The sequence below is a fragment of the Paenibacillus barengoltzii G22 genome (assembly GCF_000403375.2).
In the GTDB taxonomy this organism is placed as follows: domain Bacteria; phylum Bacillota; class Bacilli; order Paenibacillales; family Paenibacillaceae; genus Fontibacillus; species Fontibacillus barengoltzii.
This window is the reverse complement of the sequence record NZ_KE159652.1, coordinates 508,899-523,168: the sequence shown is the minus strand read 5'-3', so window position 1 is coordinate 523,168 and position 14,270 is coordinate 508,899. Positions and strand designations below refer to the sequence as shown.

General features: G+C 52.8%; 11 protein-coding genes and 1 other annotated feature. All 11 genes read right to left on the bottom strand.

Annotated elements, in window-relative coordinates; all coding sequences use genetic code 11:
* Nucleotide 1: 1 nt before the first annotated feature.
* The 11 genes from minC to C812_RS02490 all read right to left on the bottom strand — a co-directional run bounded on the left by minC (nt 2) and on the right by C812_RS02490 (nt 14,269).
* Complete coding sequence (gene minC, locus C812_RS02540) at nt 2–661, bottom strand: septum site-determining protein MinC (protein WP_016311122.1); 660 nt, start codon at nt 659–661, stop codon at nt 2–4.
* Nucleotides 662–739: 78 nt separating this feature from the next.
* The gene (mreD, locus tag C812_RS02535; protein ID WP_016311121.1) at nt 740–1,270 is read right to left on the bottom strand and encodes a rod shape-determining protein MreD; all 531 of its coding nucleotides are present in this window, start codon (nt 1,268–1,270) and stop codon (nt 740–742) included.
* A complete protein-coding gene (gene mreC, locus C812_RS02530; protein WP_028539267.1) occupies nt 1,267–2,145 on the bottom strand; it encodes a rod shape-determining protein MreC in 879 nt (292 codons plus the stop codon). Before mreC ends, mreD begins: the two co-directional genes overlap by 4 nt.
* Before the next feature lie 95 nt (nt 2,146–2,240).
* Complete coding sequence (locus C812_RS02525) at nt 2,241–3,275, bottom strand: rod shape-determining protein (protein WP_016311119.1); 1,035 nt, start codon at nt 3,273–3,275, stop codon at nt 2,241–2,243.
* A gap of 308 nt (nt 3,276–3,583) precedes the next feature.
* Complete coding sequence (radC, locus tag C812_RS02520) at nt 3,584–4,279, bottom strand: RadC family protein (RefSeq protein ID WP_016311118.1); 696 nt, start codon at nt 4,277–4,279, stop codon at nt 3,584–3,586.
* A gap of 131 nt (nt 4,280–4,410) precedes the next feature.
* A complete protein-coding gene (locus tag C812_RS02515; protein ID WP_016311117.1) occupies nt 4,411–5,016 on the bottom strand; it encodes a Maf family protein in 606 nt (201 codons plus the stop codon).
* A 219-nt stretch (nt 5,017–5,235) separates the two neighbouring features.
* Nucleotides 5,236–6,456 carry an SPOR domain-containing protein gene (locus C812_RS02510; RefSeq protein ID WP_016311116.1) on the bottom strand — a complete coding sequence of 407 codons (1,221 nt, stop codon included), beginning with the start codon at nt 6,454–6,456 and terminating at the stop codon, nt 5,236–5,238.
* A 171-nt stretch (nt 6,457–6,627) separates the two neighbouring features.
* Nucleotides 6,628–7,950 (bottom strand): UDP-N-acetylmuramate--L-alanine ligase, encoded by a 1,323-nt coding sequence (murC, locus tag C812_RS02505; RefSeq protein ID WP_051134917.1) that lies wholly within the window; start codon nt 7,948–7,950, stop codon nt 6,628–6,630.
* Nucleotides 7,951–8,009: 59 nt separating this feature from the next.
* Nucleotides 8,010–9,383 carry a bifunctional folylpolyglutamate synthase/dihydrofolate synthase gene (locus C812_RS02500; RefSeq protein ID WP_016311114.1) on the bottom strand — a complete coding sequence of 458 codons (1,374 nt, stop codon included), beginning with the start codon at nt 9,381–9,383 and terminating at the stop codon, nt 8,010–8,012.
* Between the two features lie 249 nt (nt 9,384–9,632).
* Nucleotides 9,633–12,308, bottom strand: a complete 2,676-nt coding sequence (locus C812_RS02495) for a valine--tRNA ligase (RefSeq protein WP_016311113.1) — start codon at nt 12,306–12,308, stop codon at nt 9,633–9,635.
* A 149-nt stretch (nt 12,309–12,457) separates the two neighbouring features.
* Nucleotides 12,458–12,720 (bottom strand) — a binding site (T-box leader).
* A gap of 85 nt (nt 12,721–12,805) precedes the next feature.
* A complete protein-coding gene (locus C812_RS02490; RefSeq protein WP_016311112.1) occupies nt 12,806–14,269 on the bottom strand; it encodes a LysM peptidoglycan-binding domain-containing protein in 1,464 nt (487 codons plus the stop codon).
* Between the last annotated feature and the right edge of the window lies 1 nt (nt 14,270).

The window sequence follows — 14,270 nt, the reverse complement described above, 5'->3', positions numbered from 1 at the left end:
TTCACACCCCTTTAAACACGTTAAGGTCCGGTCTCACCCGGGTGATATTGATGATTTTGTCGATCTGCATCTTCCCTTCCCGTAGAAAAGCGAACTCCATGCTTGTCTCCCGGTTCTCCCATTCATCCGGGGGGCGGCTGATCGTTTCCGCGATTCGAAGCTGCGTTGGAGACAAGTACGAAGCTGCAATGATCGAGTTCTCATTGCCCTCAAAGCCTGCATGAGCCATCCCGCGCAGAGCGCCGAGAATCAGAATGTCGCCGGTACAGCGAATCGTCCCCCCGGGATTCACATCGCCAATAAACAGCAGATTGCCCTCATGATGCAGCACCTGACCCGAGCGGACAATCCCCGCAATCGTCGTCAGCGCTCCCGGCGCATCTGCCCGAACAACTTCCGGCATCTCAAAGGAGCGGACAAGCAGATTGCCTTTTTGCTTCAATATATCAAGAATCATTTCCTTTTGATCCTCAGTGACGAGTCTCATCCCCAGCTTCACATCAACATGGATGATCGGCCCGGTTAAAATATGTTGATGGCTAAACTCCAATTTATACTTTAATTCCTCTAGAAGACTCGAAAAATCACATTTGTCGTCCAGCAGGAAAACCAGGCCATCTTTTACGCCTTTAATCGTCACGTGGTTGGATTTTACTGTCATGAGCCTGTCCCTCCCCCCTAATCAATTCGCGCCGAAGCAGAAAAGTTCCTGCTTACGGCAAGCAAAATAAGCGGGAAGTCAAGCGTTCTCCTCGGGAGAGCGTCTGCGGGTAATGATTTCGAGCTGCCGTCGCAGCGGTACGTAGATCGCCAAAGCAAATCCAAACTGCACGAGTACGTTTGGGATAATGTGATTTTTCAACGCCCATGTATACGGCTGGTGAATCAGTTCAAACAGCGTGTATGTCCCGAACAGAATCGAATCCAGCAACAGGCCGCCCAGCAGCACCACGATCATCATCAGCGGCAACGGTGCCCGCTGGTTGCGGGACAAGAGCCCCAGCAGATACCCGGACAACCCCATCGCGAAGGAGTAGGCTCCGATCAATGCTCCGTAAAAAACGATATCGTGCAACATCCCAAACACCAGGCCAAGGATTAACCCGGAATGCCGATTCTCATAAACCGAGAAATAAAGAATAACGACGAAAACCAGATGCGGGGCAATCCGCGTCTGCCATGCCGCAGGGATTAGCCAAGGAACTAAAGTTCCCTCCAGAATAAACAAGAGGAACAGCAGCAGGAACAAAATCAATTTGCGCTTGTTCACTCGCCTTCACCTTCCGGTTCGAACACGATAAACAGTTCCTTCCAGTCAGTAAAGTTCGCAGCCGGTTCCACTGTAGCCGTATACGTCAGCCCATATTCGCCAACCTGAATGTCCTTCACCGTGCCAATCACCATGCCGCGCGGAAATACGCCGCCAATCCCGGAGGAGACGATCGTATCTCCTGTCTTTAGCGGAGTCGCATCTTCAATGCGTGTCATGAGGAACATTCCCTGCTCGCGATCGAACGTTTCGATCATGCCAAAGACGTCGTTCTCCTTCCCTTGCGCCGTCACGGCAATGCCGTTGGAATTCGGGTCCTTGGCATCCATTGAAGTGGCAAGTCGGACCGTGGACGTAAAGTTGCTGACATGACTGATCACGCCAACCAACCCTTTCTCGGAGGTCACGGCCATCCCCTCTTTCACGCCTTCCCGAGCCCCTAAATTAACCACGATCGTGCGATTGACGGGATCGTCATTCACACTGATGACCTGGGCAATTTTCCAGGTGTAATCATAGAGCCTTTTTTGCGCTTCCGTGAAATCGAGCTTATTCTGCAATCGTTCGTTTTCTTGAGCGATCCAGTTATACGTCGCTTTGTCACGTGTATAGTGAGCTAAAGCAATCTTGAGCTGCTCGTTCTCCTCCTGCAGCGCACGCAGGTTCGAAATATCTTCAAAGAAGCCCGCTACATAGCTAGCGGGCTTGTAAAACACGTATTGCACGAAGCCAACCGTGTCCTTGACGAATTTCTCCGGCCAGGACAAGTTGGTTCTTGGCCCCAGCGTAAACCCCATCACCGCAATAAACAAAATAAGTCCCATCAACAAAATAAATAATCTTTTGTTGCCAAGCAGCTTAAACAGTTTTCGCACCCTCCAACCATACATGATTTCTTGGAAAAACGGCATTGGCCGTCCAATTCAGGACGGCGCCGCTTTGATATCAGGGGTGCCTTCTTCCGTGCGAATTATCGCTTGGAACGAAGGGCTGAACTACTTTTTGATTTGAATAAATGGATATTATCCAAAGCCCGGCCCGTACCGATCGCTACACAGTCGAGCGGATTCTCCGCCACAATTACCGGCATGCCGGTTTCGCTGGCCAGCAGTTTATCCAGATTACGCAGCAATGCGCCGCCGCCAGTCAGCACGATCCCCCGGTCCATAATGTCTGCCGCGAGTTCCGGCGGACATTTCTCCAAGGTGACCTTCACCGCGTCTACGATCGCACCAACTGTATCGCTCAGCGCTTCGGAGATCTCATCGGAAGTGATCGTGATCGTCTTCGGCAGTCCTGTCACAAGATCGCGACCGCGAATCTCCATCGTTTCGACCTTCTCCAAGGCAAGTGCGGAGCCGATATCCATCTTCAGCTGCTCGGCCGTTCGCTCCCCGATCATTAGATTATATTGGCGCTTGATGTATTGAATGATAGCCTCATCCATCTCATCACCTGCTACGCGGACGGATTTGCTCGTGACGATCCCGCCCAGCGAGATCACCGCAACTTCCGTCGTCCCGCCGCCGATGTCCACGACCATGCTGCCGGTTGGTTCCCAAACCGGCAAATCCGCACCAATCGCCGCGGCGAACGGCTCCTCAATCGTATAAGCCTCGCGTGCGCCGGCTTGCTTCGTCGCGTCCTCAACTGCCCGTTGCTCAACGGCTGTGATGCCCGACGGTACGCAAACCATGACGTTCGGGTGGCGCTGGAACAACGAACGCTTCTTCTGCGCTTGACCAATAAAATATTTAATCATCGTTGCCGTTGTATCGAAATCCGCGATCACACCATCCTTCATCGGACGGATCGCCCGAATGTTGCCGGGGGTTCTGCCGATCATCTTCTTGGCCGATTCTCCGACGGCCACGATGTTTTTCGTGTCGGTATGGATCGCTACCACCGAAGGCTCGCGGACGATAATGCCCTTGCCTCTCGTATATACCAACGTATTTGCCGTCCCTAAATCAATACCCAAGTCTTTTGTAAAGCCACCCAACATGCTGCTTCTTCCTTTCCTTCTGTATCTAACCTATTATATTAGAGGTTGTTCAAAAAGTCATCTTCCGATCACGGTGTTTCATCTTCGATGCAAGCTCGACGGCGAATCTTGAATTCAGCCGGGACTTCCGTTGCTCACGTACCTTTATGTACGCTCCGCTACTCAGTCCCTAGCTTCATCCAACCTTCTTGGTGCTCGAAACCTGACTTGTTTGAACCTTCATTGAAACGGTTGTTCAAAAAGTCATCTTCCGATCACGAAGTTCATCAATGATGCAAGTTCGACGGCGAATCTTGAATTCACTGAAGTTACATCAAGCCCCGTTCTTTCAAACTGACGAACTTGCCGTCCCCGATGACGATGTGATCGAGCACATCGATGCCGATAATTTCCCCCGCCTCACAAAGCCTCCGCGTCATCCGGATATCCTCCGGGCTTGGAGTAGGATCCCCGCTGGGATGATTGTGGGCACATACGACAGAAGCGCTGCTGCATTTGATCGCAGCCCGAAATACCTCACGCGGATGTACAATCGATGCGTTCAGACTTCCGATCGAAAGCGTCTCTTGAGCAATAACATGATTTTTTGTATTCAAAAAAAGACATACAAAATGCTCTTTCTGCAAATAGCGCATTTGCTCCATCAATAGCTCGGCCGCATCGTGCGGACTGCGGATGACTGCTTGATCCGGCAGCCGCGATTTGGCCAGTCGCTGCCCCAACTCAATCCCCGCCTTCAGTTGGATCGCTTTTGCGGGTCCGATGCCTTTCAGCATGGTCATCTCTTCCAGGCTGACATCCACCAGCCCACGCAACCCGCCTAATTCGGCGAGCAATCGCTGGGCCATATGAACTGCCGATTCCTGATGTGTTCCCGTGCGGAGCAGAATCGCCAGCAATTCCGCATGGCTGAGCGCTCCTGCCCCGTATTTGATCATTCGTTCCCTTGGCCGCTCCTCAGAAGGAAGATCACGCAGCATATAGGGAGTTTGTGCTTGCTCCATCGCTATCCCTCGCTTCCGAAATAGTATCAGGCCGCTCCCGGTTATTCCGAGTCCGCCCGTCCTTGGTTTCGGAAGGATATGCTTTATCACTTCCCGATGACCTGCCAAACGCGGCAAGCTCAGTCCCCTGCTTACAGTACCTGAATGTCGAAATCCTTCAACATGTCCACAAGCAGCGAAACCGGCAAGCCCACAACATTAAAATAACATCCTTCAATTCCAGTAACGATCGTAGCGCCAAGGCCTTGAATCGCATACGCTCCAGCCTTGTCCAATCCTTCCCCGCTACGAGCATAGGCTTGAATTTCCGCTTCGGTTAAAGCCTTCATCCTTACGGTCGTCGCCCGGTAATCCACGTGGCGTCGCCCCGTTAAGGCGTCTATGCAGGCTACGCCGGTATACACCACATGCGCGCGTCCCTGCAGGCTTCGCAGCATATCCGCTGCCTCTTGGGTGTCCTTCGGTTTACCCAATACTTCGCGGTCTCGGACCACGATCGTATCGCTTCCAACGATCACTGCATTACGGTCTGCCGAAGAATCAAGCTCCCGGTAAACGGCTTCCGCTTTGCGCCCGGCAAGCTCCATCACGATTTGCTCCGGCGGTAACGACGCTTCGAAGGATTCCTCGGCATGGCTCGGAACTACTTCGAAAGGAATCGCCAAAGACGCGATCAATTCACGCCTGCGAGGTGAAGTGGAAGCAAGAATAATCCGGCGCAATTTTGCGGTATCCATTATGGAACTCTCCTTTGTAGAAAACGAATTGATGTCCTGAATGGTTACATGCATAAGTTGGTAAAAAATAGATAAGAATCGACAGCGGTTTGCTGTCATCCCCGCCATTTTTTGACACTAACCTATTATAAGATTATTATGGCCCCAGGCGCAAACACAAAAAGGACAGGGGAAACTATTTCCAGCCCCTGTCCTTGGTCCTATTTTCCTGCTGCATATTTATGCTCCGGCGTGAACGAGGGATTGCTCGGCCATAATGAAGCGCATCATCTCATTTTGCACTTCCCAGAGCAGCGTTTTCGCCCTGTTTTTCTGATATTCGCTCATGGCCTCGACCGCCCCGTTGATCGCTTTCTCCATTTCCCCGGCTAGGGCGGCTCCCTCCGCGGACCATTTGCCGCGGATCGCCGAAGCCCTTTCTGTCCAAGCTTGGTGCTTGGCACCCAATTGTTCCAATTCCGGATGCTGCTGCGGTTGCGGGTCCGCTTCGGTTAATAGCGCAGCGGATGAAGTGCTAAGCAGATCAACCAGCTCTGCACTTTGCGCCATAAACCCTTCCAAAGCTTCACGTTCGCCGGCAAAAGGAACATTGGCCACTGCTGGTAACGAAATCTCGTGCAAAATCAGCTCCACGCCTGCCGCCTTGAGTTGGCCGGTCAGCAGTTTCGACTGCTCACGATCCGTGGAAACCCCGGCATATACCCGCTTCTCGTCGACCGTATCCCGCGCCGCTGCAATGCCGGACGCCTGCAGCTCTTCTTGTGCCAGCTGTACACCCTGGGCTGTGCTAAACACGCCATATTGCAAAAAGTAGTAGGTCTGTTCCGGCAATGCGACACTAATGAGCGGAGCGTTGTCCTCTTTGGCGGGGTCCTCTCCTTCAATCTCCCCCATGGCTGGCTGGCTTGCGGTGTCTCCCTTTTCCTCCTGCTGCGTCGTGTTCGTATTGATTCCCGGAAGAGGGAGCTCGACCTCCTGATTAAATAAAGATAGCACGACATAGCCAAACAGTGCGCCCGTAACAATCGCTCCGGTCAAAGAGCCGGCCACCTTCCACCAGGAGGTTCGGTGTGGACGGGTATAGATAGGAGGGGCATCTTCCTGCCACTCTGTTTGCCAAGGATCATTGCCGTAAATCTCTTCCCACGCCTTATCAGGCGCAGATGCAGTAGAGTAAACAGACATATCCGCCTTCTCCATTACCCAATCATCCCGATCGGTTACCGTCGGATCTTGGCGTCGTCTCTGGTCTTGACCGCCCGGGAAAACAGTGAGCCCCATCCCGGTATGGTCTGTGAAGGGATCTCCCCATTCCTCCACCGTTTCTACCGCGCGATATTGGGGTGTCGTCCTCCGCATTGGCTCCTCCGCAATCTCCCGTTCTGGCCGGATTTCCCGGCCATCCCTGTCAAACCGGAATGTCATTTTGGCTTTGTTCACGGTCCGCACGCTCCTTGTCCATTCTTCTACCCTATCCATATGAGAGCGATCCAACGGTTATGCCAAGCCTGTACAAGGGTGAAGCTTCTATTTGGTCAGGAACGTAAAAACGGCCTCCCCGGGAACCTCATCCCGGTAAAGACCGTTCATATTAAGTGTCAAGCTGGGGATTTAGTTAGACAACCCTTTGGCCAGCTCGTAACCCACTTTGTAAATGTCGCCTGCTCCCATCGTCAGCACGAGATCGCCAGGCTTCAGCCGGTGCTGTAAATCGGCAATCACATCCTGCTTCGTTGGCAAGTAACGGGCGCCGGCATTGCTGTTCTGCTTAATCAATTCAACCAGCTTGGAGGAGCTTACACCTTCGATCGCTTTCTCTCCGGCCGGTGAATAAATGTCGGTGATGATCACCTCATCCGCATCTCCAAACGCCCGGCTAAACGCATCCAACAAGAAAAAGGTCCGCGTATACCGCTGCGGTTGGAAGACGGCGATAATTCGCTTGCCGGTTGCCTTGGCCGCTGCGATCGTCGCTTGGATTTCCGTTGGATGGTGTGCATAATCGTCGATAATCAGAATTCCGTTCTTCTCTCCAAGCACCTGGAAACGGCGTTTCGCGCCATGGAAGTGGCGCAACGCTTTGACAACTTCATCAAACGGAATGCCTGCCTCCATGCATACGATCACGGTCGCCATCGCATTGTAAACATTATGCCGACCAGGCACAGACAATTCCACTGTTCCGAGCTCCCGGTCACCTTGATACATTTTAAAGGTAACACAGCGATCTCCAAGCTCGATCTCCCGGGCCGTATAGTCGCAGTTGGTTTCGATGCCGTACGTAATCGTCGGACTTTGTACCCGAGGAAGCAATTCACGTACGTTTGGGTCGTCTCCGCATACGACCGCCTTGCCGTCCGGTTTGATCTGATTCAGAAACTGCACGTAGGCTTCCTTCAAGCGATTGAAGTCACCGCCGTAGTTTTCCAAATGGTCGGCCTCGATGTTGGTCACGACGCCAAGTGATGGATAATACTGCAGGAAGGAGCCGTCGCTTTCGTCAGCTTCCGCAACCACGCATTTTCCTTGTCCGGCTTTGGCATTTGTGCCCATGTCCATAATTTCCCCGCCGATAATGTAGGTAGGATCGGTACCGCAAAGCTCCATCGCCAGCGCGATCATCGACGAGGTTGTCGTTTTGCCATGAGCTCCGGCAACAGCAACACCGTTACGCTCATTCAAAAGGCGGGCCAGCATCTGAGAGCGATGCAGCACCGGTATGCCTTGCTCTTGCGCTTCCAAACGCTCCACATTATCCTGCGGCAGCGCGGTAGAGTAAACGACCAAATCCGCCCCATGCACGTGTTCGGCGGTATGGCCGATATAGATTTTTGCTCCCTTCGCGGCGAGCTTCTCCGTCAACTCTTGGGAGGCAACGTCCGATCCCGTGACGGTATACCCCATTTCCAGCATCACGCGGGCAATGGCGCTCATGCCATATCCGCCGATACCGATAAAATGTACGTGTTGTTCGGTCGTATTTAACAAAATGGTCACCAGCCTTTTTCAGAATCGGTTTGATGCAAAAGGGCCGCCCGCACGTCCGAGATCAGATACAACGTGCCGGTGACTACCCCAAGATCCTCCCGTTCCGTCCGTGACTCCAAAAGCGAAAGGGCTTTTCTCCAGTCACGTTCCACGATGATTTCCAAATCCGCTTTCGCTTCTGTCCCCTGTAGTTCGGCCACGAGTTCATACAACGCATCGGCGTCCATTTTCCGGCGAAAATCGGGCTCGGTCAGAATTAGCGTATCCACTATTGGTAATATATGCTTCAAGTAGCCCTGATGATGCTTGTTGGCCAGCATCCCCATCATCAAATGCAGCTTACGGTATTGGAACGCTTCAGGCAGGCTTTTCGCCAGCGAAGCAGCCCCCTCCGGATTATGTGCTCCGTCCAATACAAGGCGAGGTTCCTCCCGCACCACTTCCAGCCGTCCAGCCCAGAAGGCGGTACGGAAACCGTCCTGCACCTGTTCATCCTCGAGGATAAAAGCCATATACTGCCGCAACACTTCCAGCACCATCATGACGCCGGCGGCGTTCTTGCATTGATGCTCCCCAAGCATGCGAATTGTAAAATCCATCTCCCGGAATGGACCTTGAAAATGCAACTGCTGCTCCTTGGCATCCACGGCCACCCGCTCGTACCGGAACTGTTCCCCCATCAGATACAGGGTAGCATGTTTGGCTGCCGCCGTTTCCTTCAGTACGGCAACGGCCTCCGGTTGTTCGGCACAGCTGACTACGGGCACTCCCGCCTTGATAATGCCAGCCTTCTCACGGGCGATTTGCTCGATGGTATCGCCAAGGACGTCCATGTGATCCATGCCGATGTTCGTAATCAAAGAGACGATCGGCGTCACAATATTGGTCACATCCATCCTTCCCCCAAGCCCGGTCTCCCATACTACCACATCGGGATAACACACTTCCGCAAAATATAAAATCGCGATCGCTGTGCTCACCTCGAACATGGTTGGGGATCCGAGTTCAGTCTCGGAAATTTCAGCCACCAATGGAGCAATCCGGTTCGCCAGATCGAGCAGCACCGTCTCAGGGATATCTTCCTCATTATATTGGAAACGATTTGTGAACTTAGTGATATAAGGGGACGTAAAAGTCCCCACTTGATAACCGCATTCCCGGAGTGTCCGGGTCAGGAAAGCGCAGGAGGAGCCTTTACCGTTCGTCCCCGCCACATGGATAAATTTCAGCCTCCGTTCGGGATGGCCTAACTTTTCCATCATGAGCTCGATCCGTTCCAAGCCGGGACGGATGCCAAACGGCAACAGCCCGTTGATCCAATCAACCGCTTCAGCGTAGCTCTTGAGCGGCCGTGCTTCTTCCTCTGTACGATCCTCCATGTCAGTCACCTTCACTTAATATTAGTGTAGTTCAAAAAGTCATCTTCGGATCACGAAGTAGTTCAATGAAGCAGAGTCGGCGTCGAATCTTGGATTCAGCCGGGACTTCCGTTGCTCACGTAGATCTGTCTACGCTCCGCTACTCAGTCCCTAGCTTCATCCAACCTTCTCGGTGCTCCAAACCTAACTTTTTCAACCTTTATTGAACTGTAGTTCAAAAAGTCATCTTCGGATCACGAAGTAGTTCAATTAACCTTTCAGTTCCGCAATTCGAGCCAGCACCTTGTCGCGTTTCTCAGAATAATCGGCCATCTTCGCCCGTTCTTCCTCGATCACTTTAGCCGGTGCTTTGGACACGAAGCCTTCGTTAGCCAGCTTCTTCTCGACACGTTCCACTTCTTTGTTCAAGTGGTCAAGTTCCTTCGTTAACCGCTCGATTTCCTGTGCGATATCAATGAGACCCGATAGCGGCAGGAACAGCTCGGCCCCCGTTACAACGGCGGTCATCGCTTTATCCGGCACATTTGCGTTCAGCGAAGCCTCGTACTCCGAAGTGTTGCAGAATCGGCGAACGTAATGCTCGTTGCGGGACAACACTTCCAGCACTTCCGCGCTGCCCGGCTTGATGACGAGCTCGACCTTTTTGCTCATCGGCACATTCACTTCGGCACGGATATTCCGCACCGCGCGAATGACATCGATCAGAAGGTTCATTTCCTGAACGGCGTCTGGCGCTTCCAGCGCTGGGTCGTATTCCGGCCATGCCGCCAGCATAATCGTTTCGCCAGAATGCGGCAAATGCTGCCATATTTCCTCGGAAATAAACGGCATAAACGGATGAATCATGCGCAGCGTGCGATCGAGTACATAGGCCAGTACAGACTGGGTTTTCTTCTTCGCCGCGGCATCTTCCCCGTAAAGGGACAGCTTGGCGAACTCGATATACCAGTCGCATAGATCGTCCCAGATAAAGTTGTACAGTAATCGACCCGTTTCCCCGAATTCGTAAGAATCGATCAAGCGTGTAATTTCCTTGGCTGTTTCGTTCATCCGGTGCAAAATCCAGCGATCCGCCGTCGACAGCTCACCGCTGATATCGATATCCTCGTACTTCACGCCCTCCAGGTTCATCAAAGCAAAGCGCGAAGCATTCCAAATCTTGTTGGCGAAGTTGCGGGCTTGCTCAACGCGTTCCCAACGGAACCGCAGGTCTTGACCCGGCGTGTTGCTGGTGGACAGCATGTAACGCATGGCGTCAGCGCCGTACTTCTCAATAACTTCAATTGGATCGACGCCGTTGCCCAGCGATTTGGACATTTTGCGCCCTTCACTGTCGCGGACGAGGCCGTGGATCAGGACATCCTTGAACGGAACTTGACCGGTGAATTCCAACGAAGTGAAGATCATCCGGGCAACCCAGAAGTAAATGATATCGTAACCAGTGGAAAGAACAGACGTTGGGAAATAGCGTTTGAGGTCCGCGCTGTCCTCATTCGGCCAGCCCAGTGTAGAGAATGGCCAAAGTGCAGAGCTAAACCACGTATCCAGCACGTCCTCGTCTTGTCGGATATCGTCGCGTCCCAGCTTGGCCCGTGCTTCTTCCTCACTGCGGGCAACAACCATTTCACCGGTCTCGTCGCAATACCAAGCCGGAATACGATGACCCCACCACAACTGACGGGAAACACACCAATCGCGAACGTTCTCGATCCAGTTCAAATAGATTTTCTCGAACCGATCCGGTACGAAGTTCACGCCGTTCCCCGATTTTTGCGCTTCAATTGCTTTTTCTGCGAGCGGCTTCATCTTCACGAACCATTGCGTCGACAAATACGGCTCAACCACAACGCCGGTCCGTTCACTATGACCAACTTGATGCACGTGGTCTTCAATTTTGATCAGCACACCCATCTCTTGCAAATCTTTCACGATCTGCTTGCGGCATTCGAAGCGGTCGAGTCCTTGATACTTGCCGGCTTCCGCGTTCATCTTGCCGGTCTCGTCCATCACGTTAATTTGCGGCAGGTTATGGCGCAAACCAACCTCGAAGTCATTCGGGTCATGTGCCGGGGTGATTTTTACAGCGCCGCTGCCAAACTCTTTCTCAACGTATTCATCGGCAATAATTGGGATTTCACGGTCAACGATCGGCAGGCGAAGCGTCTTGCCAACCAAATGACGATAACGTTCATCCTCAGGATGAACGGCAACCGCAGTATCGCCAAGCATCGTCTCTGGGCGAGTTGTCGCCACGGTAATATATCCGCTGCCATCGCTCAGTGGATACTGAAGATGGTACAGATGCCCGTTCACTTCTTTATATTCCACCTCGATATCGGAAAGCGCCGTGCGCGCCGCTGGATCCCAGTTGATAATATACTTGCCGCGATAAATCAAGCCTTTCTCATAGAGCTTCACGAACACTTCGCGAACCGCTTGGGACAAGCCCTCGTCCAAAGTAAACCGCTCGCGCGAATAATCGAGCGATGCGCCCATTTTGGCCCACTGTTCATGAATCGTTTCCGCATATTGGTCCTTCCAGGCCCAGACTTGTTCGAGGAACTTCTCACGGCCCAGGTCGTATCGGGATACGCCTTGCTCTCTAAGCCGCTGCTCCACTCTTGTTTGAGTTGCAATTCCCGCATGGTCCATCCCAGGCAGCCACAACGCATCATAGCCTTGCATCCGCTTGGTCCGGGTCAAAATATCCTGCAGCGTCAAATCGAGCGCATGCCCGATATGCAGCATCCCGGTTACGTTAGGCGGCGGAATCACAATCGTGTAGGGCTTGGCATCCGGCCGTTGTCCGGCTTTAAAGAAGCCGTTCTCCAACCAATAACGGTGCCATTTCTGCTCCGCTGCTTTCGGATCGTACGTCGTTGGCATTTCTACCGACGAAGTTTGTTGACCTTGATTTTCTGTCATCCTATTCAACCTCCGTTACAAATAAGCATAGCCTTGGCAATCCTAAGATAGTCGACTGGCGTTATCGGCTCCACCCGTGTGCATAAGACTTCGGACGGGCTTTCGCGCCTGCTTCATGATGCCTAAGAAAAAACAAAAAGCCCTTCGTCTCAAAGGACGAAAGGCTTTACTTTCGCGGTACCACCTTTGTTTCGCATCAATGGCATCCGGCTCCTTCAGCATCCGGTGCAAGAAATGCGACACTCATGCAGATAACGGCTGCGGCCGGTCCGTTCTAACCCCATATCAGATGCTGCTCAAACGGACAACTCCCGGGCGACTTCGGCGAGCTACATGTCCTGCAGAATCTCGCAGCCGTGGATTCCGCTCTCTGAAGGGTACGCTGCCTACTCTTCCCGTTCCAAGTCTTTGCCATAGATCTTATTACTTTAATCTATATTATCATAACTTGGAAAGGAACGGGAGTCAACAATCCGCCTGATTTCACGGGATGGTCCTCACGGAATGTACAAAACTTGCCCTTCATTCACCTGATGCTCGGACAGCCGGTTGTACAGCTGCAACTCCCGCGTACTCAGGTGGTAGCGTTGGGCGATATCATCCAGCGTCTCTTCACGCTGCACGATCACGAGGCGCACTTTGCGGAAGGGATTTTGATCCTCATTGCTGATGAACAGGTTCTTCCACCGCAGCTCCTCACCCTCACCTTGGTCTCTGCTGTCGTCCAGGCTCGCCTGATCCGAAGCTTCCTCCTGCGGTTCCTGAGCAGGCCGGGCCGAAGAGGAAATCAACTTCGTTAAGCCAAAGTTGTCTCGATCTCCCTCGTCATCCCCTTTTTTGGCCCCCAACGCAATCTTCATTTCCTTCTTCTCTTCTGGTTGGGCAGGTACAACTTGGTCCGCTTCAACCTCCGCATTCGCCTCCAAAACAGGTTCGTTCGCCGTATCGTTTGACACGGCAGCGACTTCTTCGCCAACCCCATCCGAAGCCCGTTCCGGTTCAGCATATTCCGCCTCTACAGCTTCACTCGCACGTTCAATTGGCGCGGATTCCGCGAATGGGCGAATCTCCTCCTCAAATGTTGCGCCTGCATCCAACTCCTCTGTCTGGTCAGCAAAAACCTCTGCAGCAGCGTCAAAATCCGATTCAGATTCCTTGTCCGCCCAAGGACCAGCTTCCTGGAATGCAGGGACATCCTCTCTCCAGGCGGCGGATTCCTGCGGCTCGTCCGCACTTCGTTTTTGCGCGGTAAGGACTTCATCCGGAAACGCCTGCCATGAAGCAAATTGCGGAATGGGCTGTGGCTCTTCATCCTGCTCCTCTTGCTGCAGCTCGAGTTCCGGCTCCGGCTGAGACTCTTCGTCTGTCGTATCGCGGATTAACGAATTCCACGAGAACGTCGGCTCCGACTCTTGGCGCACTTCTTCCGTCAGCAATGGCGCTGCCGGGATCGATTCAGGCTCGGTCACCGCCGAAGTGTAATCCTCCGATTCCTCCGCGCTTAAATTCGATTCGGCTTCCGGTTCATCCTCTCGCAGATCCGGTACGACATGGGCAGTCGTAAACTCGCGATCTTTCCATGCATCTTGCTCGGACACGAGGGTAGTAGTCTCCACCCCTTGAAGCGACAAGACCCCTGTAATATTCAAGCTGCGCGAGCTAAGCAGGTCAACATCGAAGTTTTCAATTTCAACCGTGATATCCTCCAACCGGTTCACCCGGCTTAGCGGTATCGTAATTTCGACTGGAATATAATGTTCCAGCTTCTGCGTTTCTCCTTCTCCCCGATACACCCCCGACAACAGCAAATGGCCGCGCAGCGCGGCATACTCCTCCCCGGGAATCACCTGGATTTTCGGATAGAGCTCGATCTCCTCCAGCTCTTCAATGCCGATCACATCTTCAGAAAGATGTATCCGCTCATAAATATCAAACCTGAGACCATAGGATTGATCAGCCAAC